General features: G+C 72.7%; 16 protein-coding genes. 9 read left to right on the forward strand and 7 right to left on the reverse strand.

Annotated features, from left to right (window positions below; translation table 11 throughout):
- Window positions 1-16 precede the first annotated feature (16 nt).
- A complete protein-coding gene (locus LE181_RS07590; protein ID WP_225660406.1) occupies window positions 17-1357 on the forward strand; it encodes an aminotransferase class I/II-fold pyridoxal phosphate-dependent enzyme in 1341 nt (446 codons plus the stop codon).
- A gap of 22 nt (window positions 1358-1379) precedes the next feature.
- On the opposite strand, the gene LE181_RS07595 is transcribed toward LE181_RS07590, so the two are convergent.
- On the reverse strand, window positions 1380-1772 hold the full coding sequence (locus tag LE181_RS07595) for a DUF488 domain-containing protein (protein WP_372458280.1): 393 nt from the start codon (window positions 1770-1772) through the stop codon (window positions 1380-1382).
- A 191-nt stretch (window positions 1773-1963) separates the two neighbouring features.
- Window positions 1964-2734, reverse strand: a complete 771-nt coding sequence (locus LE181_RS07600) for a hypothetical protein (protein WP_225660407.1) — start codon at window positions 2732-2734, stop codon at window positions 1964-1966.
- A 1085-nt stretch (window positions 2735-3819) separates the two neighbouring features.
- Here LE181_RS07600 and LE181_RS07605 point away from each other — a divergent pair.
- From LE181_RS07605 to LE181_RS07620, 4 genes are read left to right on the forward strand one after another with little or no spacing between them, the layout of a single operon-like run.
- Window positions 3820-7011, forward strand: a complete 3192-nt coding sequence (locus tag LE181_RS07605; protein ID WP_225660408.1) for a non-ribosomal peptide synthetase — start codon at window positions 3820-3822, stop codon at window positions 7009-7011.
- Between the two features lie 9 nt (window positions 7012-7020).
- Window positions 7021-14394: a non-ribosomal peptide synthetase gene (locus LE181_RS07610; protein ID WP_225660410.1), complete on the forward strand. Its 7374-nt coding sequence runs from the start codon at window positions 7021-7023 to the stop codon at window positions 14392-14394.
- Between the two features lies 1 nt (window position 14395).
- Window positions 14396-15586, forward strand: a complete 1191-nt coding sequence (locus LE181_RS07615; RefSeq protein WP_225660411.1) for an MFS transporter — start codon at window positions 14396-14398, stop codon at window positions 15584-15586.
- Window positions 15587-15601: 15 nt separating this feature from the next.
- The gene (locus LE181_RS07620) at window positions 15602-15940 is read left to right on the forward strand and encodes a nuclear transport factor 2 family protein (protein WP_225660412.1); all 339 of its coding nucleotides are present in this window, start codon (window positions 15602-15604) and stop codon (window positions 15938-15940) included.
- A gap of 108 nt (window positions 15941-16048) precedes the next feature.
- Here the strand turns inward: LE181_RS07620 and LE181_RS07625 are convergent, their stop codons facing one another.
- From LE181_RS07625 to LE181_RS07640, 4 genes are all read right to left on the reverse strand, one after another.
- Window positions 16049-16987, reverse strand: coding sequence for a glycosyltransferase family 2 protein (locus LE181_RS07625; protein ID WP_225660413.1), 939 nt, complete (start codon window positions 16985-16987; stop codon window positions 16049-16051).
- Window positions 16984-17208, reverse strand: coding sequence for a hypothetical protein (locus LE181_RS07630; RefSeq protein ID WP_225660414.1), 225 nt, complete (start codon window positions 17206-17208; stop codon window positions 16984-16986). The genes LE181_RS07625 and LE181_RS07630 overlap by 4 nt, the downstream gene beginning before the upstream one ends.
- A complete protein-coding gene (locus LE181_RS07635) occupies window positions 17138-18442 on the reverse strand; it encodes an NAD-dependent epimerase/dehydratase family protein (protein WP_225660415.1) in 1305 nt (434 codons plus the stop codon). Before LE181_RS07635 ends, LE181_RS07630 begins: the two co-directional genes overlap by 71 nt.
- A 139-nt stretch (window positions 18443-18581) precedes the next feature.
- Entirely contained in the window at window positions 18582-19013 is a 432-nt protein-coding gene (locus tag LE181_RS07640) for a MarR family winged helix-turn-helix transcriptional regulator (protein WP_225660416.1), read from the reverse strand.
- Window positions 19014-19135: 122 nt separating this feature from the next.
- Here LE181_RS07640 and LE181_RS07645 point away from each other — a divergent pair, with 122 nt between their 5' ends.
- A complete protein-coding gene (locus LE181_RS07645; protein WP_225660418.1) occupies window positions 19136-19603 on the forward strand; it encodes an SRPBCC family protein in 468 nt (155 codons plus the stop codon).
- A gap of 90 nt (window positions 19604-19693) precedes the next feature.
- On the opposite strand, the gene LE181_RS07650 is transcribed toward LE181_RS07645, so the two are convergent.
- The gene (locus LE181_RS07650) at window positions 19694-21205 is read right to left on the reverse strand and encodes an alpha/beta fold hydrolase (RefSeq protein ID WP_225660419.1); all 1512 of its coding nucleotides are present in this window, start codon (window positions 21203-21205) and stop codon (window positions 19694-19696) included.
- A gap of 98 nt (window positions 21206-21303) precedes the next feature.
- On the opposite strand from LE181_RS07650, the gene LE181_RS07655 reads away from it, so the two are divergent.
- The 3 genes from LE181_RS07655 (at window position 21304) to tap (ending at window position 25603) form a co-directional block, all read left to right on the forward strand.
- Complete coding sequence (locus LE181_RS07655) at window positions 21304-22221, forward strand: helix-turn-helix domain-containing protein (protein ID WP_225660420.1); 918 nt, start codon at window positions 21304-21306, stop codon at window positions 22219-22221.
- A gap of 117 nt (window positions 22222-22338) precedes the next feature.
- A complete protein-coding gene (locus LE181_RS07660; protein WP_225660421.1) occupies window positions 22339-23196 on the forward strand; it encodes a maleylpyruvate isomerase N-terminal domain-containing protein in 858 nt (285 codons plus the stop codon).
- Window positions 23197-23293: 97 nt separating this feature from the next.
- Complete coding sequence (gene tap, locus LE181_RS07665; protein ID WP_225660422.1) at window positions 23294-25603, forward strand: telomere-associated protein Tap; 2310 nt, start codon at window positions 23294-23296, stop codon at window positions 25601-25603.
- Window positions 25604-25605 lie beyond the last annotated feature (2 nt).

Genomic DNA, 25605 nt, shown 5'->3' on the forward strand with positions numbered 1-25605 from the left:
ATACATAATTGACTACGTGGCAACACAATATGGGATCGCAGGTACGACAGCCAAGACCATTTCCGCGTCGGTCGAACGGGCCGTGCGGGAGGGTGCCTTGGAGTCAGGGGCGGCGCTGCCGCCCGTCCGCAGGCTCGCCGAGGAGCTCGGGGTCAGCCCCGGCACCGTCGCGACGGCCTACCAGGAGTTGCGGCGGCGCGGCATCGTGAACACGCGCGGCCGCGGCGGAACGGTCGTGGCGCCCGCCCCCGCCGTGGCGTCCCGCCGCCCGCCCAAGGTCCCCGACGGCCTGTGCGACCTGGCCGGCGGCCACCCCGATCCGGCGTTCCTGCCGGACCTGCTGCCGCCCGCCGGCCTGTCGCCCGGCGCCCGCTCCCACCGCTCGTCGCCCCGGCTGCCGCGCCTGGAGGAGGCCGTACGGCAGTGGCTGGGCGGAGAGGGCGTGCCGGTGGAGCACGTGACGTTCGCGCACGGGGCGCTGGACCTGATCGGACGGCTGCTCTCCATCGAGCTGGGCCCCGGCGACGCGGTCGCCACGGAGGACCCCGGCTACCACCATCTGCTCGATCTCATCACGGCGTTGGGGCTGCGCACCGTAGCGGTCGAGGTCGACGACGAGGGCATGCGTCCCGAGGCGTTGCGCGCCGCGCTGCGGGCGGGAGTGCGGGCCGTCGTCTGCAGCCCGCGGGCGCAGAACCCCTACGGCGGATGCTTCTCCGCCGCCCGCCGTGACGCGCTCGTCGAGGTCCTGCGCGAGGCCCCCGACGTGCTGGTGATCGAGAACGACCACGCCGGACGCATCGCCGCGGCCCCTCTCCACTCCCTCACGCAGGGCAGCGGGAGCGGTGGCGGGGACGGGCTCACACGCTGGGCGCACGTCGCGACCGTGACGAAATACCTGGGCCCGGACCTGCGATGGGCGGCGGCCGCGTGCGACGCGACGACGCTGGCCCGGCACGACGGGCGCATGCTGCTCACCTCCGGCTGGGTGAGCCACCTGCTGCAGGAGACGGTGCTGGGCCTGCTGACGGACACGGGCGTGCAGGCGCTGGTCCGGCGGGCGCAGGAGGCGTACGACGAGCGGCGCCGGGCCCTGGCCGGCGAGCTCGGCCGGCGCGGCATTCCTGCGCACGGGGCGAGCGGCATGAACGTCTGGGTGCCCGTACGGGACGAGTCGGCCGTGGTGAACGGACTGCGGACGCACGGCTGGTGGGTCGCGGCCGGAGCGCGCTTCCGCATCGGGACCGCACCGGGGGTGAGGATCTCCACGGCCGGGCTGCCGCCCGCCGACGCGTGCCGGCTGGCCGCCGACTTCGCGGGCGTCCTGGGCGATTCCCAGGCGCTGTACGGCGGGTGAGGGCGGCCTGCGGCCCGGTGGGTCAGCGCCGTTCGAGCTCCGTCCGGAGGACGGCTGCGGCGCTGATGTCGCAGTCCTTGGTGGCGGTCAGGAGCGTGAGGGGACGGCGTTCCGCGACGGAGCGAAGATGGAGCAGGGCCTCCGCGTGCACGGCGTCGTCGTGCAGCTCGGCACGGTAGCGACGGCTGAACTCGGGGAACTTCTCCGGGTCGTGGCCGTACCACCTGCGCAACTCGGTCGAGGGCGCGACGTCCTTGCACCACTCGTCGAGGGCGGCGGATTCCTTGCTCAGCCCGCGCGGCCAGATGCGGTCGACCAGCACGCGGCAGCCCTCCGCGGTCCCGGCCGGCTCGTAGACCCTGCCCACGCGCACGTCGTGCGCCCGCTTCGCCGCCACGTCCACCTCCAGGTCCACGCCCCCGTCCGGGTTCCATGGTCCGCCCGGCCCGCCGGGCCTGCACCCGGGGGCCGCACCCGCCTGTCTCCGGGTGCAGAGCGGTCACCGTGCGGACGCCGTCGGCCTCCGGTCCCCACGGGAAGGGACCGGAGGCCGACGGCGCACATCAGGGACCGGACGCGCAGCCGGGTCCGGCGTCAGACGTGGATTCAGCCGAGCTTCTTCATCTGGGCGTCGATCACGGCCTTCGGCTGCTCCGCCTTGCCGGCCAGGCTCTGGGAGTAGAAGGTGGCGACCGTGGTGCCCTTGCGGACGGCCACCATGTGCGCCGTGCCCGACTGACCCTCCAGGTCCACGGTCAGGGTGAAGGCGACGGCCTCGTCGCCCGCGGTGTAGGAGGCGGGCTCGACCTTGGTGATCTTCGTCTTCTCGCCGCCCGCCGTCAGGGTGAAGCCGCCGGCGCAGGCGGTGCCGGCCTTCTTCAGGCCCGCGACGGCCTCCGTGGCGCCCTGGCCGTCGTGCGTGCCCAGGGTGTCGGCCGTGACGGTCGCGCTCAGGGCGCCGAGGCCGGCCTTCATCTTCTCCTCGGCCGAAGCGTCCGCGGCCGGAGCCTGGGGGACCGCCGCGATCTTGCGCGTCGCGGTCGCGGCGGGCGTGCCGGCACCGTGCATCATCATGGCGTCGACGAGCGGCTTGCACTCGGCCTTGTCGCTGCTGACGCTCTTGGTGGCGGCGAGGTCCGCCTCGGTCGCCTCGGCGACCTTGTGGCCCTGGAGGTCGGCCTGGGTCAGCACGAGCTTGTCCAGCTCGGCCTTCGACAGCGCCTTCCCGTCGGCGGCGGGCGCGGCCGACGACGCCTTGGCCTTCGGCTGGTCCTTCGCCGACGAGTCTTCCTTCTTGGAACCACAGGCGCTGACGAGCAGAGCCAGCGAGACCGCGGTCGCGGCGACGGCGGTACGGCGGAGAGTGGTGCGGCGCATGGAACAGCCTTCTTCTGGGACGAGGACGACGTTTCCCGCGGGGGAGTTCCACCCATGGGTGGTCACGGGAAAATCGTCGTGTGCAGATCAATGGTGGTGCGGAAGCAACTATGCCGTGCGTTGACCGAAAGATCGACGTTTTTTTGCCATTGGCTGGATCGTGATGCCGACGCAATCACTCCTCTATTCGATCGAGATATCTGACGGTGCAACCTTTCGGCTATTGCCCGGATTCGGCTGTTCCGGGTCATTGGTGACGGTCGGGGGAGGGGGCGCCGCTTCCGTGTGGACCGCCGCTGCTCCCGGGCCGCCGCCTCCGGGTCGCTGCCGTCGGGCCACTGCCTCCGGAGGGGGCCGGCCCGGCCCGCCGGCACGGATCGCCGCTCGCTCGGCCACGTCATGGCTGTACGCCCGCTCCGCCCGTACGGGCGCGGTCGGCCACTGTCGCGACCCGACCTCGGGCCACGATCGCGAAGCCGGGGAGTCGGGGTGTCAACTCGGCACCGTGCAACGAAGCGAGCGCGCTCGCCGTACTCAGTCTCCGTGAACATCAAGGGAATTCTGCGAGTGGCCGGCGAATTACTCGGCAGTAGCGTGCATTTACCGGCGAGTAGGGTTTTCGGTGTGTGGAGTTCACCCCGCGACCAGCCGCGGATTGTGCCTCTGACCTCGGCGTTTCAGATGCACAATCCGTGTGGTCATGGTCACATTGCGCGAAGTGGTGTGCCTGCTAGGTTGATTGCGACTTCAGGGCGACAGAGGGGGCTCGTAAGCCGTTGTCACACAGTTCTTGTTGCAGAAACAATTGCGTACCGTGCGCCGTGATTTGCTGTAGCCGGTCACTCACCGAGTAGGAACAGCCGCACGCGCTACCGGACACGCCGCGACGCCGATATCCCGGCGTGTTCACCCGCTCGTACCCGCGTTGCTTTCCACCCGTTACCCCGTCCTGGGAAAGCGCGCGTTGCGATGCCCGATTTTTCGACATTCCCCATCAGTACCCGCACCACCACACCGACGGCCGGGCGATCCCCGGTCGCGTCGGCACGCGCTCGTACGGCGCGTGACGGGAAAGGTCCTTCCGCATGATCACGGCGTCTTCGCCGCACCATCGACACCATCCCCTGATCGAAGACCTCTTCAAGGAACAGGCCGAACGCCGCCCCGACGCCCTCGCGGTGGTCGACGGCGGCATCCGGCTGACCTACCGCGAACTCCACGAACGTGCGGGCCGGCTGGCGGCCGGGCTCGTCGCGCGGGGCGTGGGCCGGGAGACGCCGGTGGCCATGGCCTTCCCGCGTTCGGCCGACGCGATCGTGTGCACCCTGGCCATCGTGCTGGCCGGTGGCGCCTATCTGCCCGTGAACCCGGAGTTCCCGGGCGAGCGCCTGGCCCACATGCTCGGCGACAGCGGCGCCTCCCTGCTGGTGTGCGCACCCGGCCTGGAGGAGGCGCTCGCCCCCGCACTGCCCGCCGGGACGTGCCTCGTCACGCCCGACGCCCTCGTCGCCGAGGGGGCCCGAGCCGCCGCCGGGTCCCCGGCCGGACCCGCCCCCGCCCCCGCCCCCGGTCCTGCAGCCGCTGCAGGGGCCGAGGAGTGGCGATCGCCTCTCGCCTACGTCATGTTCACCTCCGGTTCCACCGGGCGGCCCAAGGGCGTGCTGGTGGAGCAGGCCGGCATTGTCCGGCTGGTCAAGGACAACGGCTTCTTCCGCTTCTCCGAGCGCGAACGCCTCCTGCTCACCGGGGCCCTGGAGTTCGACGCGGCCACCTTCGAGATCTGGGGCTGCCTGCTCAACGGCGCGACGCTGTACGTGACCGACAAGGAGACGCTGCTCGTCCCCTCGGCACTGAAGAAGGTCCTGCACGACAACGCCATCACCGTCATGTGGATGACCGCCCCGCTGTTCAGCCAGACCGTCGACGCCGACCCCGACGTCTTCGCCCGGCTGGGCGCCGTCGTGGTCGGCGGTGACGTGCTGTCGGCCCGCCACGTGCGCACCCTGCGGGCGGCGCACCCCGCGCTGCGCGTCATCAACGGCTACGGGCCGACCGAGAACACCACCTTCACCACCACCCATGAGGTCCGGCCCGACGAACCGGGCGCCATCCCGATCGGCCGCCCGCTCGCGGGCACGACCGTCCTCGTCCTCGACGAGCAGCGCGAGCCGGTGCCCGTCGGCGAGCCAGGCGAGCTGTACACCGGCGGCAGCGGGCTGGCCCGCGGCTACCTCGGCAATCCGCAGCTGACGGAGGAGCGCTTCGTCACGATCGACGGAGAGCGCTACTACCGCACCGGCGACCGCGTCAGCCTGGACGCCGAAGGGCTGGTCCACTTCCACGGCAGGATCGACGACCAGGTCAAGATCCGCGGTCACCGCGTCGAGGTCAAGGAGGTCGAGGCGGTCCTGATGGCCTGCCCCGGCGTCCTCGACGCCTGCGTGGTCGTCGCCTCCGACGAGGCGGGCAAGCACCTGCTCGGCTACGCCGTGCTCGCCGACGGCGTCCGGGCGCACGACGTCGACGCCGCCCTCGCCGAGCGGCTGCCCGACTACCTGCGGCCAGAGCGACTCGTCGTGCTGGAGCGCCTGCCGCTCAACGCCAACGGAAAGGTCGACAAGGCGGCACTGCCCGCACCCGGCCCCGCCGGCCCGGCCTCCGCCGACGCCCCGGACCGGGACCACCTCCCCGCCGGCCAGCGGGAACTCGCCGGCCTCTGGGACGCGGTGCTCCGCCTGAAGGGCCGTGGCCTCGGCCCCGACGACGACTTCTTCGCCCTCGGCGGCAACTCCCTGGCCGTCGGCGCGCTGATCGGACGGCTGGCCGTACGCGACGGGGTCCAGCTCTCCTTCTCCGAGGTGTTCGAGCACCGCACCCTGGCGGCCATGGCGGACGCCGTGCGACGGGCGGCCCAGGCCGCCCCCGCCCGCAGCCTCCCGCACGTCACCCCGGTGCCCGCCGGCGTGCCCTCGGCCCTGCACCCGCAGCAGCACGGCCTGCACACCCACGCCCAGGTCGCCGCAGCATCGGTCGCCTACAACATCCCCCTCCGCCTCGACGTCCACGGTCCGCTGAGCGCCACGGCGGTCCGCGGCGCCCTGGCCGAGCTGGTGCGCCGCCACGACGCCCTGCGCACCCGCTTCGTCACCACACCCGAGGGCGTGCGGCAGCAGCCGGCCCCCGGCGCGACGGTGCAGCTCACCACGTCGGACGCCCTCGCCCACGGCGACGACCGGGCCGTACTGGAGACGTTCGTACGCCCCTTCGACCTGGAGCGCGCCCCCTTGCTGCGCGCCCTGCTCGTGCGCGTCGACGACACGCACCACCGGCTCTACCTCGACGTCCACCACATCGTCTTCGACGGGGTGTCCCTGCGGATCGTCGCGGAAGAGCTGACCGAACTGCTCTCCGGCACCCCGCTGCCGGAGACCAAGTGGGGGTACGCCGACGCCTCGCAGTGGTTCGCCGACCGGCTCGCGGACGGCTCCTTCGAGGCGGACGAGCGCTACTGGCTGACCACCCTCGCCGACCCGCCCCGCCTGGAACTGCCCACCGACCATCCCCGCCCGGCCGTCCGCGCCGAAACGGGTGCCGTGCTGCGGCTCGCCCTGACACCCGAGCGGAACGCCGCGGTCGGCCGGATCGCGGACCGCGAGGGCACCACCCCGTTCACCGTCCTCCTCAGCGCGTACAGCGCCGCCCTGATGCAGCTCTCCGGGCAGCACGACGTCGTCGTCGGCAGTCCCATGAGCGGCCGCGTCCACCCCGACCTCGAACCGGTCGTGGGCATGTTCGTCAACACCGCGGCCCTGCGCCTGACCGTCGCGGAACCGGCGACCCTCGCCGACCTGCTGGCCGTCACACACCGGGGGCACCAGGAAGCCCTGGAACACCAGGCATGTCCCTTCGAGCGGGTCGTCGGACGGCTGGGACTGCCCCGGGACACCTCCCGGCTCCCGCTGCTGGACGCCTTCTTCGCCCTGCAGAACATCGACTTCCACACCTTCGCCCGCGACGGCCTGCGGGTCGACGTCCATCTCCTGCACGCCGGTTCCTGCCGGTTCGACCTGAACCTCCAGGCATACCAGCGCCCCGACGGGACGGTGCTCGAACTCGAATACAGCACCGCCCTGTTCGCCGCATCCTCGGCGGAATATCTGCTCCACCGTGTGGCCGAGCTGATCGACGACCTCGACGCCTCCCCGCACACCCCCTTGTTCGGCCCTTCGGCGTCCCAGGACGCGGTCACCCCCGCTTACGCCGATTTCTCTTTCTAGAAGGACCCGATGACTAGCGCACTGCAGGCCCAGCAGGCACTCCGCAACCACCCGGCCCAGCAGGAATTCTGGGACGCCCGCCGGCAGACCTGGACCGAGCCGGTCCAGGTCATCCGCGACCACCTGCGCCCCGACGCCGGCGACCACCGCGTGAGCGGCACCGACCTCGACCCGGCCACCACGGCCGCGCTCGCCCGCATCACCTCCGGCGACCCGGTGCTCCTGCGCACCGTCGCCGCCACCGTGCTGGCGCTGCTTGCGGCCCGGACCACCGACCGCGACGACGTCGTGGTCTTCCTGCCCGCCCCGCCGCCGGCCTTCGGCTCACCCAACCGGGCGATCCCCGTCGAGGTGGCCGTCCCGGCCGGCGCCCAGGCCAAGCAGCTCCTCGGCACCGTCCGCGCGGGCTACGTCCAGGCGGCGGCCCACCTCGACGTGCCCGTGTGGTTCGTCCTGGACCGCGCCGACTGCCGGCCGACCGACTTCATGGTCGCCGTCGACGGCGACCTCGGCCCCGAGGACGCGGACCGCGCCGGCACGCCCCTGCTGTTCTCGCTCACCACCGGGCCCACCGCCCGCCTCGCACTGCGCTACGACCCGACGCTGTTCACCGACGCCACCGCGCACCGGCTCCTCGACGCCTACCGCACCCTGCTGCACACCGTCACCACCGACCCGGCCACGACGACGGACGCACTGCGCGCCCCCAGCGCCGCCGAACTCGACCTGATCACCGGCGCGTTCAACGACACGGCAGCCGAGTTCCCCGACGGCCGGCTGCTGCACTCCTTCCTGGAGGAGCGGGCCCGCGAGCACGGCGACCGCATCGCGGTCGCCGACGGGCAGGGCACGACCTACGCCCGGCTCAACGCGGACGCCAACCGGCTCGCCCGCACCCTGCGCGAGCGCGGCGTGACCGCCGGCAGCATCGTCGGCGTCTGCATCCCCCGCTCCGCGGCCATGCTCACCGCCATCTACGCCGTGCTCAAGGCGGGCGGCGCCTACCTGCCGATCGACCCCACGCTGCCCGACAACCGCATCGAGTACCTCCTCGACCACAGCGGCACCCAGCTGGTGCTCGCCACCGCCCGGACCGCGCCCGTCCTCGGCTCCCGCACGACGCTCGACGTGGACGACCCCGCCAACCTGTCCGACGAGGACGGCGACCTCGACCCCGTCACCGGCCCCGACGACGCCTGCTACGTCATCTACACCTCCGGCTCCACCGGCCGCCCCAAGGGCGTGGTCGTCGAGCACCGCGCCATCGTCAACCGGCTGTGGTGGATGCAGCGCGGCTACCCCCTCGGCGCGGACGACGTCATCCTGCACAAGACGCCCTTCACCTTCGACGTGTCGGTGTGGGAGATCTTCTGGTGGTCCCTGGCCGGCGCGTCCGTCGCCACCCTGCCCAACGGGGCCGAGAAGGACCCCGAGCGGATCGCCGAGCGGGTGGCGGACAGCGGCGCCACCACCATGCACTTCGTCCCCAGCATGCTGCACGCCTTCCTCACCTACACCCAGGCGTCCGGCACGGCCGGCAAGCTCGGCTCGCTGCGCCGGGTGTTCGCCAGCGGCGAGGCCCTGGCCGTCAGCCACGTCGAGCTCTTCCACACCTCCCTGCCGAAGGCCCTGCTCGTCAACCTCTACGGGCCCACCGAAGCGGCCGTGGACGTCAGCTACTTCGACTGCGACGCCGTGGACTCCACCCGCTCGGTGCCCATCGGCCGCCCCATCGACAACATCAAGCTGATCGTCCGCACCCGCGGCGGCGACCTCGCCCCCCTCGGCGTGCCCGGCGAGCTGTGCATCGCCGGCGTCGGCCTGGCCCGCGGCTACCTGCACGCCCCCGAACTCACGGCCGAACGGTTCGTGGCCGGCCCCGAGGGCTTCGGCCGCATCTACCGCACCGGAGACCTGGCCCGCTGGCTCCCCGGCGGCGTCATCGAATACCTCGGCCGCCTCGACACCCAGGTGAAGATCCGCGGCTACCGCATCGAACTGGGCGAGATCGAGCACCTCGCCGGCGGCTTCACCGGCGTCGTCGAGTGCGCCGTGGCCGCCGTCGCCGGTGACCGCGGCGAGAAGGCCCTGTGCGCCTACGTGGTGGCCGGCCCGGACTTCGACGAGCACGCCCTGCGCGCCGCGCTGGCCGCCGAGCTGCCCTCGTACATGGTCCCCCAGTTCGTCATCACCGTCCCCGCCATCCCCACCAACCACAACGGCAAGCGCGACGTGTCCGCGCTGCCGCGGCCGGAGAAGCAGGACGACGGACAGGAACACGTCGAGCCCGCCACCGACGTCGAGCGCCTGCTCGCCGCCGTGTGGCAGGACGCCCTCGGGGTGACGCGGGTCGGCGCCCACGACAGCTTCTTCGCCCTCGGCGGCGACTCCATCATCGGCATCCGCGTCGTGGCCGCACTGCGCCAGGCCGGATACGAGGTCACCGTCGGCGACGTCTTCGCCCACCAGCGGCTGACCGACCTGGCGGCCGTGGTGCGCCGCGCCGACAACCCGCCGGCCGCCGCGCCCCCGGCGGACGACGCCCGCTCCTGGCCCGCCTCCGCCCTGCAGCAGGGCATGATCTACCACAGCAGCGTCGACACCGACGTGCCCGTCTACCACGACATCTTCCGCTACCACGTGGACGTCCCCCGCGCCGAGCCCGACGCCCTGATCGCGGCCTGGCGGCAGCTGGCCGAGCGACACCCCGTCCTGCGCGCACGCTTCGACATCGCCTCCTTCGAACAGCCCCACATGGTCGTCGAGGACGCCCCGCCGCTGCCCGTGGAGGTCGTCGACCTGCTCGCCGCGCCCGACCCGGCGGCCGTCGTCGACGCCTGGGCCGAGCAGGAGAAGCACACCCCCGTCGACCCGGCCACCGCCCCCGCCTACCGCCTGCGGTTCTTCATCACCGGCCCCCGGCGCGTCGTCCTCGGCCTGAGCTTCCACCACGCCATCCTCGACGGCTGGAGCGTGGCCACCCTCGTCGAGGAGTGGGTCCGCGCCTACGGCGACCACCTGCACGGCCGCACCCCCGCCACCGGCCCCGTCGTCCCCCTCCAGAAGCTCTACGCCGACCTGGAGCGCGCCGCCGAGGAGGACCCGCAGCAGCGGGCGTTCTGGGCGGCCGAACTGGACGGCGCCCAGATCACCGAAGTCCCCCGGCTCGGCACCGGCACCCGCGGCCACGCGGTGGGCGCCGAGGTCGTGGTCAGCGCCCGCGAGCTGGACCCGCAGCTGCTGGAGACCCTGCGCCGCCGGTCCCAGGAATGGTCCGTCCCCCTCAAGAGCGTCTTCCTCGCCGCCCACCTGCGCGTCCAGTCCCTGATCGCCAACCAGCGCGACGTGACCACCGGACTCGTCGCCAACGGCCGGCCCGAGGTGGACGGCGCCGAACACGCCCTGGGCATGTTCCTCAACACCCTGCCCTTCCGGCTGGAGCTGGACACCGGGCAGAGCTGGCGGCGGCTCGCCGAGCGCTGCTTCGAGCTCGAACAGCGGCTCCAGCCCCACCGCTGGTACCCGCTGCCCGCCATCCAGAAGCTGCACGGCGGCCCCGCCTTCGACGTCCTGTTCAACTTCACCAACTTCCACGTCCACCAGCAGGGCGGCGCCCGGCAGGACGAGCCGGCCGTCGGCGCCGTGGAGTACTTCGAGCAGACCAACGCCCCCCTCGTCGTCTACGTGGGCTCCAACGCCTACGCCGGCGGCTGGGAATACCGCATCGGCTACGACCCCGGCCAGTTCACCGCCGACCAGATCGACCGCTACCTCGGCTACTACCTCGCCTGCTTCCACGCACTCGCCGACACGGGCGAACAGCCCTGGGCGGACACCGACCCCCTGTCGGCCGGCGAACGCGCCGAACTGCTGCCCGCCGTCGCCCGCCTCACCGCGCCCGACCTCGACGGCAGCCGCAACCTCGTCGACCGCTTCGAGGCCATGGCCCACAAGCACGGCGACGCCACCGCCGTCTCCTGCGACGGCCGGCGATTGACCTACCGCGAGCTCGACCGCCGCGCCAACGCCCTCGCCCACCACCTCGCCGCCACCGGCATCCGCCCCGGAGACCTTGTCGCCCTCGCCCTGGAGCGCGAGGTGGAGATGGTCGTCAGCATCCTCGCCACCCTCAAGGCCGGCGCCGTCTACGTACCGATCGACCCCGGCTACCCCGAGGACCGCATCCGCACCACCGTCGAGGACGCCGGCGTCCGGCTGGTCATCGCCACCGCCGAGGTGTGCGCCCTCTTCCCCGAGCGGGAGACCCTCACCGGCACCCCGGCCGCACTCGACGCCCTCACCGGCGACGGCGCCGACCACGGCCCGGGCCACGGCCTGACCGCCGACTCCCCGGCCTACGTCATCTACACCTCCGGCTCCACCGGCAAGCCCAAGGGCGTGCTGGTGACCCACGGCAACGTGCTGCGCCTGTTCGGCGAGACCGAGCACTGGTACGGCTTCTCCGACCAGGACACCTGGACCCTCTTCCACTCCTTCGCCTTCGACTTCTCCGTCTGGGAGCTGTGGGGCGCGCTGCTGTACGGCGGCCACCTCGTCGTCGTCCCGTACTGGGTCAGCCGCTCCGTCGAGGACTTCGCCGACCTGGTCGTCGCCGAACGCGTCACCGTGCTCAACCAGACGCCGTCCGCCTTCGGCCAGATCAAGCAGGCCCTGATGGACCGCACGGGCCCCGACGACGTCTCCCTGCGCTACGTCGTCTTCGGCGGCGAGGCCCTGGACTTCGCCTCCCTGGCCGACTGGTTCGACCACTTCGGCGACCGGCGCCCCGAGCTGGTCAACATGTACGGCATCACCGAGACCACCGTGCACGTCACCTACCGTCCCGTGCGCGCCGCCGACACCCGCGCCCCGGGCAGCATGATCGGCGAGCCCATCCCGGACCTCGGCCTGTACCTCGTCGACGACCTCGGCCGCCCCGTGCCGCTCGGCACCCCCGGCGAGATCGCGGTCACCGGCGGCGGCGTCGCCCTCGGCTACCTCAACCGGCCCGAGGAGAACGCCAAGCGGTTCGTCGAACTCGACCTGGGCCACGGCACGACCCGCGCCTACCGCTCCGGCGACCTGGCCCGGCGACTGCCCGGCGGCGAGGTGGAGTACCTCGGCCGCGGCGACGCCCAGGTCAAGATCCAGGGCTACCGCATCGAGACCGGCGACATCGAATCCGCCCTGGCCGCACACCCGCAGGTCGACTCCGCGCTCGTCGTCGCCTTCACCCGGCGCACCGGCGGAAAGGCACTGGTCGGCTACTACGTGCCCCAGCCCGGCGAGCAGATCGACGGCACGCTCCTGCGCGCCCACCTCGCCGACCGGCTGCCCGGCTACATGGTGCCCAGCTTCCTCGTCGAGGTCGAACGCTGGCCCCTGACGATCAACGGAAAGACCGACCGCCGGGCCCTGCCCGACCCCGAGGACCGGCCGGGCGGCACCGACCGCGCGTACACCGCACCCCGCGACGCCACCGAGGCCCGGCTGGCCGCCGTCTGGCAGGAGGTGCTGGGCGTCGAACGGGTCGGCATCGACGACCCCTACTACGACCTGGGCGGCGACTCCCTCCAGGGCATCCGGCTCGTCGGCGCGCTGCGCCGCAACGGCTTCGAGGTGCCCCTGCACGAACTGTTCCGGGTGCAGACCATCCGCGCCCTGGCCGACCAGGGGCTGGTGGCCACCGCCGAGGACCGCACGGCGGTCGCCGGCGAGCCGTTCGACCTGCTGGACGCCGAGGACCGCGCACTGCTGCCGGCGGACGTCGTCGACGCCTACCCCGCCACCCAGCTGCAGCTCGGCATGGTCTTCCACACCGACGCCGACCCCGCCCAGGCCGTCTTCCACGACCTCATCCGCTACCGCATCGACCTCCCCCTCGACCAGGACGTCCTGACCGGCCTGCTCACGGACATGGTCGACGCGGACGGCCACGAGATCCTCCGGACCTCCTTCGCACTGGGCGGCTACAGCCGGCCGCTGCAGCTGGTCCACGCCCGCGGCCGGGTCGACCTCAAGGTGCACGACATCTCGCACCTCGGCGAGACACAGCGGACCGCCCTGGTCGACGAGTGGTTCGAGGCGGAGAAGAGCACCGGCTTCCAGTGGAGCGCACCCACCCAGATGCGCTTCTTCGCCCACCGGGCGGGCCAGGACTCCTTCTACCTCTCGGTCAGCTTCCACCACGCGATCATCGACGGCTGGAGCTTCTCCGGCCTCATGGCCCGCCTGCTGGAGGACTACCGCCGCACCCTGGCCGGCGAGCCGCGCACCGAGCCCGCCCCGGCCCCGCTCGCCTACCGCGACTACGTACGCCTCGACCTGGCGGCACAGCAGGACACCGCGTCCCGTGACTACTGGACGGCCCTGCTGGCGGGCGCCGGGTACACCAAGCTGCCCCGGCTGCCCGAACCGGCGAGCCGCTGGGCGGAGGCGGAGCTGCTGCTGGAGGAGGAGCGCTACGACCGCCTGACCGAGATCGCCGCGCGCCACGGGGTGTCGGTCAAGCACCTGTGCCTCGCCGCGCACTTCCGGGCCCTGTCGCTCATCACCCGCACCTCCGACGTGACGACCGGCGTCTTCGGCCACGGCCGCCCGGAGCACCTGGAGGCCGACCGCATGGTGGGCCTGTTCCTGAACATCGTGCCGCTGCGCGCCACGGCCGACGGCGCCTGGGACGAACTGATCGGCGCGGTCAACCGGGCCGGTCACGAGCACCTGCCGCACCGCCGCTACTCCTACGCCTCCATCCAGGAGGCCACGGGCGGGCGGCGGCTGGTGGAGACGGCGTTCAACTTCGTCAACTTCACCGCCTACTCCGACCAGCTGGGGGACGGCGGCGGACAGGTGATCGGCGACCTGAAGTGGTTCGAGCACGCCGACTTCGCCCTGCTCGTGACCTTCAACGCCGACCTGTTCACCCGCCGGATGCGCGTCAACTTCAACGCCGCCGCGCACGTGCTCGGCCACGACGCCGTCCGCACGGTCTCCGAGATCTACCGGGCGGTCCTCGCCGACCTCCTGGGGGAGCGCTGGGACGGCCCCGGCATGGCGGAGCTGCTGGACCGGCTGCCCCCGGCGGCCGACCGGGAGCCGGACGGCTACGACCGCGGCAACCCGCGCCCGGCGCGCGTCGAGGGGATCGAGCGGATCGACGCGGCGGCCCTGCGCGGCCTGGTCGCGGGGATCCTGGCCGATGCATCGGCGGGTGCCGGCCCGGACGGCGCGGACGATGCGGACCCGCTGGGCGGCGACGCCGCCGCGGTCCACCTCGATTCGCTGACAGCGCTGCGGATCGCCCACGCCGTCCGTGACCGCTTCGGCGTGAGCGTCCCCCTCCCGGCGCTGCTCGCCGACGGCCTCACCACCCTGGGGCTGTGACATGCGAGCGATCTTCTCGACGATCCTGCTCAGTTCACTCGGGTCGACGGTCCTGTGGCTGCTGCTCGTCCCCAGCTTCTCGGCGCAGACGCAGTCCGACGGACTGGTGGGCCTGCTGGGCATGGAGCGGCAGGTGCTCGGCGTGGTGGGTGCACTGCTCGTCGGCGTCTGGGCCGACCGGGGCCGCATCGGCCGCAAGTTCGCGCTGCTGCAGGGCGCGCAGCTGGCGCTGGCGGTGGTGTTCCTGCTGATGACGTGGCTCGGCACGGCCGGTCCCGACTTCGTCCTGGTGTGGACGGCACTGCGGTTCGCGCTCGTGGGCGCGAGCTCGGTGCTGGCCTACCGGCTGCTCGCCGACGCCTCCGGGTCCAGCGCCCAGGGCGCGGTGCTGCAGATGGTGACCTCGCCGCAGGGAGCCATGGTGTTCGCCGCCGTCATCTGCGCGGCGGTGCCGGCGTGGACGTCGCACACCCTCGTCGTGGCGCTGCTGTTCGACATCGTCACCGCGATCGTGGTGATCGCGCTGCTGATGGCCAGGCCGGAGGAGGGCGAGGGCGAGTTCGGCTTCGAATGGCGCAACGTCCTCGGCCGCGGCGTCGACGCCGTGCGCAGCTACTGGCTGCCCGAGCTGTGGCCGTGGAACCTCATCCAGATCGCGTTCCTGGTGAGCCTGTCCGGCATGATGGTCTACGCCAGCGTGATCGCCGAGGCCCAGGACCTGGTGCCGACCGGGATGGCCTTCTCCGGGGCGTGGTTCTTCTACGGGCTCGCCTTCTGGCTGACGGCCCCGCTGCTGCGCAACCGCGAGCGGGCGACGCGCTGGGCGCTCGTCTTCGCCGGGGTGCTGACGGCCTCCGGCGTGGCCGGCGTGCTGGCCGGGCACGGGTCCTTCCCCGTGCACATGGCCCTCTACGTGGTGCTGACCTTCGTCAACGCCTACTGGATCCACTTCACCAACGCACGGATCCTCGAACCGGCGCCCGCCGCACGGCTCGGCCAGATCAGGGCCAGTATGATCTTCTACCTCGGTCTGGTGTTCGGCGTCGGTGAGCAGCTCGTCGGCCTCCTGCTGGAGCTGAAGCCCGGCCTGCTGCTGCTCGGCCTGGCCCATGTCGTGGGCGGCATCGCGCTGGCCGGCTCGCTGCTCGTCATCCGCACACGTACCCGCCGCACGCTCGTGCCGGCCGGGTGAGGAAAGGAGTTCCCCATGTCTCCGGAGGAGATCGTCGACGGCCAGCTCGCGGCCTACAACGCGGGCGACCTTGAGAAGTTCCTCGGCTACTACGTCGACGACGTACCCGTCCACGCCTTCCCCTCGGGCGAGGTCCTCACTGACCGCTCGGGCCCTGCCTTCCGCGAGCGCTACGGCAAGCTCTTCGCCTCCAGCCCGGACCTGCACGCCGAACTGGTCTCGCGCGTCACGCACGGCCGCATCGTCATCGACCAGGAGCGGGTGACCGGCTTCATGGGCGACGAGGTGCGCACCGCCGTGGCCCTCTACGAGGTGGGCGAGGAGCGCATCGAGCGGGTCTGGTTCGCGGTCTGACGACGAGCCGGGCGTCCGGTCGGTCGGCTGACCGCCGACCGGCCCCACCCACCGGCCCCGTGGCCCCGGCATCGCCGGGCGTCGCGGGGCCGTTCGCGTGCCACCGGCTCAGACCTCCGGGACGGGCCGTCCGATCTGGTCCAGCAGCGCGAAGCGCCGTACGAACGAGGCGAAGCCGTGCGGGAGCGAGCGGGCGAGCTCGGCCCGGCGGCGCCAGGCGTCGCGCTGTTCGAGCATGACCAGGGCCTCGCGGATGTGGTCCGGGTATTCCAGGGCGTGGAGGCGCACCATCTCCAGGATCATCGATTCGGGGAGGTGGGCGGTCCCGAAGCGCAGGCAGTTGTGGACCATGGCGGTGCGGGCCGTGGCGAGGAACGCGGTGCACTCCGCCTCCGGTTTGAAGCGGTGCGTGACCTCGACCGTGGTGGTGTGCACGATCTCCGCGCCGGCCCGCCACGCCCGGACGCTGAACTCCGGCTCGAAGCCCCCGTAGTGCACCATGCCCTCGTCGTAGCCGCCGAGACGCTCGAACAGCGCGCGCAGGAGGACCGTTCCGGCCGAGGAGGCGATCTGGACGTGGGCGGGGGCGCCGGCCGCCGGGGGAGCGGTGTTCCAGCGCGTGCCCATGTGCGGGACGACGAGGCGGCAGCCGTGACCCCGCCAGGCCGACGCCCGGTCCCGGACGGTGACGGACAGGATGCGGGCCGGGGCGACGAGCCGCCGCACTTCGTGGTCCCAGCCGTCGGAGAAGCGCGTGTGCGCATCGGTGATGAACAGGATGCGGCCGTGGGCGTGCCGGGCGGCCAGGTTGCGCGCTGCGCCCACGCCGAGGTGCTGCTCCGAGCGGACGATCCGGGTCCGGCGCCGGTCCGCACCGGCGGCGACCCTCGGCCGGCCGTCGGCCGACGAACAGTCGTCCACGACGACCGTCTCGATGCCGTCGGGCTCGGCGGCCGCGCCGAGGGCCGAGGCGACGGTCGCCCCGACCCTCTCGCCCTCGTCACGCGCGGGCAGCACCACGCTGATCGCGGGCGCGGCCGTCCTCACAGGCCATGGCCTGCGGTGATGGTGATGGTGTGCAGTGTGATGGTGATGTACTCGCCGCGCGCATCGCGCGGCACCAGGTGCTCCGCGCCGGCCAGCCGCTCCCGTACGTCGCCGGAGAGGCCGAAGCGATCGGCCAGGGCGGCGGGGTCGTCACGCAGTGCGTGCAGGGCGGCCGGGTCCGCGGCCGCGGTCAGCATGACCTGGTGCAGTGTCTCGCTCATGGCCTTTTCCTTTGTCGGGTGGGTTCCGCACGCCGGCGGCTGCCGGTGGCGTGGACGTGGCGGTGGACGCCGGCACCGGCACCGGCGGCGGCCGCCAGCGGACGGTCGGCGGGAGGCTGCCGGCGTGGTCCGCGATCCGGTCGGCGTACGGCAGCAGGTCGCGGAGGAGGCGCTGCAGTTCGTCCTCGATGGGCGCGGAGGGACGGAAGCCCAGTGCGGGCAACTTCTCGTGGTCCGGGTGGTAGTGGTGCTGCTCCGCCTCGGCCCGCGGATTGTCGACGGCCCTCACGTGTGCCTCGATGCCCAGGCGGTGCGCGGCGCCTCGTACGAGCTCGGCGAGCCGCCCCACGGACAGGACCTCGCGCAGCTGGTTGAAGACGCGGTACTCCCCGGCGGCGGGCGGGTTCTCCAGCGCCAGGGTGAGGCACTGCAGCGCGTCGGCCAGGGACAGCAGGCCACGGCGCTGGGCTCCGGAGCCGTAGGGCGTGATCGGGCGGCCGGTTACCGCCTGGCAGCAGAAACGGTGCACCGCGGTGCCGAACGCCTCGTCGAAGTCGAGCCGGCTGTTGAGCCGAGGGTCCTCGGGGCACCAGCTGCCGTAGACGACCCCTTGCATCACGTCGGTGGCCCGCAGCCCCCACAACCGGCAGGCGAACGCGACGTTCTGCGAGTCGAAGACCTTGCTCCAGTGGTACCAGGAGCCCGCCTGCCGCGGGAACGGCATCACGTCGCGACGGCCGCGGAACTCCACCTCGAAGAAGCCCTCGGGGATGTCCACGTCGGGCGTGCCGTACTCGCCCATGCTGCCGAGCTTGACCAGGTGCGCGTCGGGGCAGTGCTCGCGCATCGCGAACAACAGGCTCAAGGTCCCCGAGACATTGTTGCCCTGCACGAAGTCCGCGTGCCGGAAATCGATCATCGAGTACGGCGCGGACGGACACTCGGCCAGATGCACCACGACGTCCGGCGCGAAGTCCCGCAGCAGCCGGCCCACGGCGGTGTGGTCCCGCACGTTCACGGCGGAGAAGGGCAACGGCACGCCGAAGTGGTCGCGGAACGCCGTGCGCCGTTCGTCGACGGAAGCGATGGGAACGGCGCTGTCCGAGCCCATCTCGGCGACCCACGCCCGCCGCAACAGGGCGTCGGCCCCGGCCGGCTCGTGCCCCCGCGCGGCGAGGTGCTGAGCCAGCGGCCAGCCGAGATATCCGTCGATCCCCGCGATGAACACCCGCATCGGACCGGCACCCCCCTTCCTCCCGGAAGCGGGCCACGTCCCCGTGGCTTCCTTCCAGAAGAGCACACGAAGGACGTTCAACCGCCAGATTTCACTCGAAGGTGTGCATCAAGCGATATGACCGGTTCGTTCCCGAAGGTCACTCCTGGCGGCCGAGGTTGTTCTCGATTCTGCCCAGCAGCTTGGCGACGGCGGCCCGCTCCGGCTCGTCGAGGCCGTGCAGGGTGAGGTCCTCCAACTGCTGCCAAGCCTGGACGACCTGCTCGTGCAGTGCTTGCGCGGCGGCGGTGGGTTCGACGACGACCGCGCGGCGGTCGTCGTCGCTGCGGCGTCGGCGGACGAAGCCCGCCTGCTCCAGCCGCTGGACCATGCGCGTCACGGTCGACGCGTCCAGCCCGAGCAGGTCGATCAACTGGCTCTGCGGCTGCGGGCCGTGGTCCCACAGCTGCATCATCAGCAGCTCCTGTCCCGGGTGCAGGCCCAGGCGGCGCAGTAGCTGCCCGGCGGCGGCGCGGTGCAGGCGGGCGACGCGGGCCAGGGCGTGGCTGACGGTGTCATGAGTGGCGGACATGCAGTCATTGTAGGCGCAAGGATTCTTCCATCAGAACCGTCATCTACCAGCTGAGGCTTGCGGTGATGGGGCATCAGGCATTTAATTGGCCGTACAAGTAATCGGTGTTCCAGGAGGAAGCCATGCGAACCATCGCTGCGACCGTTCCCGTCAACGACCCCGGCCGGACGGACCAGGTGCGCCTGGACCGCGACGACGTGTGGGCCGGACTGCTGCGCAAGGCACAGAACGCCGTGCCGTTCGTGCCCGCCATAGAGGAGTGCACCGTCGTGGAGCGCACGCCCGGCGGACTGGTGCGGGACGTGGTCATGCACGGCGAGCGGGTGCGGGAGGAGGTGGTCTTCCACCCGAAGTGGCGGGTCAGTTTTTCCCGCCACGACGAGCGCGCCACCTGGCTGATCCACAACGACATCGGTGAGGACGAGACCGGCCTCACCCTCACCTTCAGCGCCGCCGTCGACCTCGACGAGAGCGAGGAGGGCGAGCTGCAGGCCGAGCGCATGCGCGCCGGCTACCTGGTGGCGCTGCAGAACACCCTGGCGCTCACCCGCGAGAGCGTTGCCGCCGGCCACACGCCCGCCACGCACTGAGTCCGGCCCGCACCGACGCACCCCCGTCGGCATCGACCGCGGCCGACACCCCGTGGCCCGGCGTCCCGTCGCTCGCCCCCCTCCCGGGGCTCAGCCCCGCAGGTGCCCCAGCACGGAACGCATCGCGTGCTGCACGGCGTCGCGCACGTGCTCGGGCGGGTCCATCGTCTCGAACCCGTGGTGGGCCAGCGGCGCGTCGATCACCTCGACGGCGGCCTGGCACTCCTCGGCGGCCGCCACGAACTCCTCGACCGTCGCCGCGAGTGCCGGCTGCTCCAGCCCCACCCGGGTCAGCACGATCGGCAACCGGCCCGCCGTGCGCACCGCGACCGCCGGGCGGAACCGGGGCCCCACCACGCCCCAGCCCGGCAGCGGCGCGAGGACGGGATAGGTCGCCGCCACGCACCGCAGCCACCCCGGGGGCTCCGCGAGCCAGTCCGCCGACAACGGGCCGCCGCCGGAGAAGAACCACAGCGCGATGCGATCCCCGTCGACGCGCGGATCGGCCCGTACGAGCTCGATCGCCGCGGCGACGTCCTCGGCGGCGGTCGGGTAGTCGGCGAGGTCGTGCAGGCGGTGGTCCACCGTCACGCCGACCGCGCCCAAGGAGGCCGCGTACCGTCCGTAGCCGAGGAAGGCCGGCCAGTCCCGGGGCGTGGGCTCCACACCGGCGGGAACCGGCCCGCCGTGGACGAACACCACCGCGGGACGCGGCTCGTCGGCATCGGGCAGATAGAGGTCGACCCGTCCCACCCGCTCGCGAGGCCGTTCCGGTACGTCGACGGGGAACGGCTGTGCGGGCGGCCTGTCCTCCTTGGCGGTGAGCCGGTGGCCCTCTCCCGCGGCGGCCCGGAGCAGCACCGCGGCCAGCTCGTCGGGGCAGGAGAGCATCGGCCAGTGCCCGGCGTCGAGTTCGAAGAACGTCACCCGGGGGTCGACGAGGGACTGCAGACGGGGATCACCGAAGCCCACCAGGGACTCGACCAGGGCGATGCTCGCACCGTTGGCGGTGCACAGGACACCGGTCGTCGGCAGACCGGCGACCGCGCCCGACAGCCGGAGCGGCTGGGTGAGCGTGGCCCTCGGTTGTGGTGCGGCAAGGCTGGTCAGCCGCTCCAGCGCGTCGGCGGACAGGTCGGCGACGCCGCCCCACCGCTGCCACTCGTCGGGCGCCGGCGAGGGGAGCAGCCAGTCGTCGCCGGCCTCTCCCCGCCCGCCTTCCGGCTTCAGCAGCAGGTCGCGGACCACTTGGTCCGTCACCGACTTGAGGGCCGGGTCGCCGTCCTCGGGCATGCCCGCGTTCAGGTAGACGATCCGGGAAATCCGCTCCGGGCGCCGGTCGGCGGCGCCGAGCACCGGGTGGATGCCGTAGCAGTGACCGACGATCACCACATCCGGAGCCTCGACGTGGTCGATCAGCTGCACCACGTCCTGGACGTGCGTCTCCAGGTCCGTACCGGGCCCCGCCAGGTGACGGCGGTCGCCCATGCCGGTGAGCGTCACCGAGTGCACCTCGGCCCCCGACTCCTGCAGACGGGCGGCCACTTCCCGCCACACCCAGCCCCCGGTGTAGGTGCCCGACACCAGCACGAATGCCGTCATGAAGCTCTCCTCCCCATTCCTCACCCGCGGGACCCGGCCGTCCGGGCCGCCCGCGTTCGCCGGTACGGTAAGAACTCCCGTAGGGGGAGGTTCAAGCTGTGTCACCCGACACCACGTGGAGCATCGGAGAACTCGCCGAGCACGCCGGCGCCACGGTCAAGACCGTGCGCTACTACTCGGACCGCGGCCTGCTGCCCGAAGCCGGACGCAGCGGCGGCGGTCACCGCCGCTACGGTCCCGAGGCACTCGACCGGCTCCGCCTCATCCGCTCGCTGCGCACCCTCGACCTGCCGGTCCCCGAGGTGGGCCGCGTCCTCGACCGGGAGGACGCGCTGGAGGACGTCATCGCCGGGCAGTTGCGGGAAGTCGGCTCGCAACTGGCCGCCCTGCGCTGGCGGGAGGCCGCCCTCCACGTCATCCAGGACTGCACCCCCGGCGAACGGGCCGAGCGGCTGCGCCTGATCGGCGCGGTGCCGGCCCCACCCAGCACGGCCGTGTTCGCGAGGTTCTGGCGCTGCTGGCTGCCCCCGCGGCTCCCGGCCCGGCTGGTCTCCGCGATCCTCGAACGGGCGGTTCCGCAGCCTCCCGCGGATCCGGCCCCGGCCCAGGTGCTGGCGTTCGCCCGGCTGCACGCCTTCGTCTCCGGCCCGTGCTTCAGCACCGACCGCTGCCAGGCCGCGGTGCACCGGGCCGACACGGGCTACCGCCCGGCCGTGCTCTACGAGGGCCTCGTCGAGGCGTTCGCGACGGCGGCGCCGGACCTGCTGGCGATGCGGCCGCCGGGCGAGGGCGAGGCACTCGACTGCTTCGTCGACGCCCATGCCCGCGCCTGCGGCATGCGCGACACCCCCGACTTCCGCCGGCAGCTCAGCGGCCGCCTCGCCGGCGAGCCCCGCATCGACCACTACTGGCAGCTCGTCGCCGAGCTGACCGACCCGTCGCAACCCACCCCCGGCGCTTCCCACGACTGGCTCCACGCCGCCCTGGACCACCAGCTGACCCAAGAGGCTGCCTGAACCGCCGGGGGAAGAGGGCATCTGGAGTTTCGGCCGTCGGTCTCTCCCAGGAACTCTTCCTCCGCAGGCTGCCCGGGGGTAGTGTGCGGGCCCGTCTTCCGTCGGAAGGGTGGGCCCATGGGCGTCGCCGGCAGCTACGACCCCGTCGCCGAGCACGAGAAGACCCGCGCCGCGTTCCGTGCCGTCGTCCCGCGTCTGGTCCGTCTGCTCCGCAGCGTTCCCGACATGGATGCGGGCTCCGGTGTCCCCGTCTGGACCGTGGGCGACGTCGGCGCGCACCTCTGTGCGGCGTACCTGGCGTACTGCTCCGCGTTCACCGGGGAGTTCGAGGACTGGGACACCGTCCTGCCGCCGGGCGACGGCCCGCTCAACGAGCGGATCACGGCCGTGAACGCGAAGGCGATCGGCCTCTTCGGCGGGGACGAACGCCCGCACCTCGGCGAGTTCCTCGCCGAACACGGCGAGACGTTCCTGCGCGCCACCGAGGGCCTGGCGCCGGACACTCCCGTCCCCACCCCCTGGTACGGGGAGCAGGCCGTACTGACGCTGGCGACCGCGACCGGACTCATGCTCAGCGAGAGCCTCCTGCACGGCCTCGACATCGCGCGCGGTGCCCGGCTCCCGTGGACGATCGGACCGGACGAGGCCCGGCTGGTGATCGGCCAGTCGATGCCCACGATGATGCCGCTCGCCCTGGACAGGGCGAAGGCGCAAGGGGTCGGCATCGCGTTCGACCTCGTGGTCGAGGGAGGTCCCCGGCTGGCGGTCGTCATCGACGCCGGGACGGCAACGGTGACCCGCGACGCGCCGCCGCGCACGTACGACTGCCGGATCACGGCGGCGCCGGCCGCGTTCCTGCTCGTCTCCTTCCGGCGCACACCCCTCTGGAAGACGATCGTGCGCGGCCAGATGCGAGCGACCGGCCGCAAACCCTGGCTCGCCCCACGCCTGAGCCGGCTCATCGCCAGCCCCTGAAACGGCGCTTCGCCCCCCGAACGGAAAATCAAGGGGTAATCCGGGGTGAAAACAAAAGGGGTTGATTCCGCTAGGGTGGGGCCCGAGGAGGTGGCTCATGCCTACCGAGGGAGAACTGTTCGCGCTGGTCGACGAGCTGCTCGTGGGGGCGCCGACCCTGCCGCCGCCCGCCGAGCGGGCCCGGCTGCGGGAGGCCGCCGGCGCCACGCAGGCCGACGTGGCCCGTGCCCTGCAGACCACGCTCAAGACGGTCAAGAACTGGGAGGCCGGCCGCAGCCACCCCCGGCCGCCGCGTCTGCAGGCGTACATCCGGCTGCTGGACGGCTGGGCCGCCAAGTACCCCGCCTCGGAGGAGTCGGAGCAGCCGGCGACGTCAGGGGCAGGGGAGCCGGAGGTGGCGCATGCGCCGGTCCCGGTAGTGGCCGCCCGCGCCGCGGACGCTCGTGCCGCAGACGCTCGTGCCGTGGGCCACCCCGGCGCACTCCAGGCGCCGGAGATCCCCGCCCCGACACCTCCCGCTCCCGCAGCGGAAGCACTGCCCCCGCTGCCGGCACCGACCGCAGGGCCCGTGCCGAGCCAGGTCGCTGGCGCCCATGTCCCGCCGGTGCCTGCCGGAGGTTCTGCGGCACCGGTGACCACGACGCCCGTACCGCCCGTACTCTCTGCGCCGGCGCCTGTTCCGGCCGCGCCCTCCACCCCCCGGCGCCCGGCCGCCCGGACGGCCGCGCCGTCGAAGCCGGCCGCGGTCGACCCGCGGTTTCCCAACGGCCCGCTCGCCGTGCTGGACGGCGACGGCACCGCCTACTGCGTGGGCGGCATCGTGCTCGACTGCCCGGCGACGACCATCCCGCAGCTGGTCGACTGGACGCTGGGGGAGTCCGGGATCGGCGCACCCCGCCTGCACCGCAACGGCAAGGACTCCGATCCACTGATCGCGCTGACCGCAGCGGCGGCCGTACGGTTCGGGCTGCCGGAACGACTGGAGGGCTTCGAGGCCCGCCGCTCGCTGCGCCTGCCGGACGACCATCCGGTCGTCAAACAGATCACCCGGGCGAGGTGGAAGCTGACCCAGCGTGGCTTCGGCCCCTGGGCCCGCGTCTACCGCCCCGCCAAGGCCGGGCAACGCCAGTGCGTGCAACTGGCCGTCCTCTCCTGGGACGCCCTGGACCCCCGCGCCTGGGGCGCCGCCGCCGGCCTCGCACCCGCCGAACTCGCCCGCACCCTCGGCCTGTACGCCACCCGCGTCATCACCCCGCGCGGCTCCACGGCCGTCTCCGGCCTGGAGCTGATGACCGCCATGCGCCCGCCGACGCGCGCCGTCAGGGACAACGCCACCGGCGAGTGGGTCCAGGGCCACAACCCCGGCTCCCTGGGCACCCGGCCCGTGGACCCCGCCCCGCCGGAGGCGCCGGCCGAACACCCCGTCGCCCAGGGCTGGAACGGAGGCTTCCTGGACGAAGAGGCATACCAGTGGGTCCGCGACCCGAAGCTGCTCTCCGACGCCGAGTGCCTGCTGCCGTGGGCGGTCGGCATCGACATCAACACCGCGTTCCTGGCGGCCGCGGCCCGGCTGACCGTCGGCCTGGGCGAGCCGGTCCGCGTCGAGCGCCCGGCGTTCGACAAGAAGCGCCCGGGCTCCTGGTTCGTGGACCTGTCCCACGTCGAACTCGACCCGCGGCTCCCGTCGCCGTTCACACCGTCCGGCGAACGCCCCAACGGGCCGGCCTGGTACGCCACGGCGACCGTGGCCTACGCGGCGGAGCTCGGCTACGACGTCCACCCCGTCGAGGCGTATGTGCGCGAGGAGACCGGCGCGTACCTGGACCCGTGGCACGACCGGCTCAAGGACGCCTACGTGGCGACCATGGCGGACCTGGGCGTCACCAAGGACCTGGACGAGCACGCGTTCCTCGCCGCGATGGAGCGGCACAAGAGCCTCGACCCGGGCCTGGCCGCCGTGCTGTCGGCGATCAAGAGCACGGTCAAGGGCGGCATCGGCAAACTGCGCGAGCGCCCCCAGGGCCGTCACTACCGCGACGGCGAGCGCTGGCCGGCCCTGGAACGCCCGACGTGGCGCCCGGACATCCGGGCGGCGGTCATCTCCAAGGCCCGGGTCAACATGCACCGCAAGATGCTCAACACCGCGAAGGCGACGGGCCGGTACCCGCTCGCCGTCCTCTCCGACTGCGTCGTCTACGCCTCGTCCGGCCCCTCCCCGCTGGACTTCCTGCCCCGCACCGAGGACGGCACGCCGGTGCCCGGCACGTTCCGCCTCGGCCCGGGCCCGGGACTGGCCAAGCACGAGGGCACCCAGACCATGGCGTGGGCCGTGGACCTGATGGAGCAGGGCCACAACCCCGCCCGCCACATCAAGGGCGGCGACGCCGTCATGGACGAAGGGGAGTGAAC

It is taken from the genome of Streptomyces sichuanensis (genome assembly GCF_020328095.1).
Taxonomy (GTDB): Bacteria; Actinomycetota; Actinomycetes; order Streptomycetales; family Streptomycetaceae; genus Streptomyces; species Streptomyces cinnamoneus.

What these genes read in the sequence shown, in the direction of transcription:
- LE181_RS07600 (WP_225660407.1), bottom strand. Translation starts at nt 2,734, where the DNA reads ATGCGCCGCACCACTCTCCGCCGTACCGCCGTCGCCGCGACCGCGGTC.
- LE181_RS07605 (WP_225660408.1), top strand. Translation starts at nt 3,820, where the DNA reads ATGATCACGGCGTCTTCGCCGCACCATCGACACCATCCCCTGATCGAA.
- LE181_RS07610 (WP_225660410.1), top strand. Translation starts at nt 7,021, where the DNA reads ATGACTAGCGCACTGCAGGCCCAGCAGGCACTCCGCAACCACCCGGCC.
- LE181_RS07615 (WP_225660411.1), top strand. Translation starts at nt 14,396, where the DNA reads ATGCGAGCGATCTTCTCGACGATCCTGCTCAGTTCACTCGGGTCGACG.
- LE181_RS07620 (WP_225660412.1), top strand. Translation starts at nt 15,602, where the DNA reads ATGTCTCCGGAGGAGATCGTCGACGGCCAGCTCGCGGCCTACAACGCG.
- LE181_RS07630 (WP_225660414.1), bottom strand. Translation starts at nt 17,208, where the DNA reads ATGAGCGAGACACTGCACCAGGTCATGCTGACCGCGGCCGCGGACCCG.
- LE181_RS07635 (WP_225660415.1), bottom strand. Translation starts at nt 18,442, where the DNA reads ATGCGGGTGTTCATCGCGGGGATCGACGGATATCTCGGCTGGCCGCTG.
- LE181_RS07640 (WP_225660416.1), bottom strand. Translation starts at nt 19,013, where the DNA reads ATGTCCGCCACTCATGACACCGTCAGCCACGCCCTGGCCCGCGTCGCC.
- LE181_RS07645 (WP_225660418.1), top strand. Translation starts at nt 19,136, where the DNA reads ATGCGAACCATCGCTGCGACCGTTCCCGTCAACGACCCCGGCCGGACG.
- LE181_RS07650 (WP_225660419.1), bottom strand. Translation starts at nt 21,205, where the DNA reads ATGACGGCATTCGTGCTGGTGTCGGGCACCTACACCGGGGGCTGGGTG.
- LE181_RS07660 (WP_225660421.1), top strand. Translation starts at nt 22,339, where the DNA reads ATGGGCGTCGCCGGCAGCTACGACCCCGTCGCCGAGCACGAGAAGACC.
- tap (WP_225660422.1), top strand. Translation starts at nt 23,294, where the DNA reads ATGCCTACCGAGGGAGAACTGTTCGCGCTGGTCGACGAGCTGCTCGTG.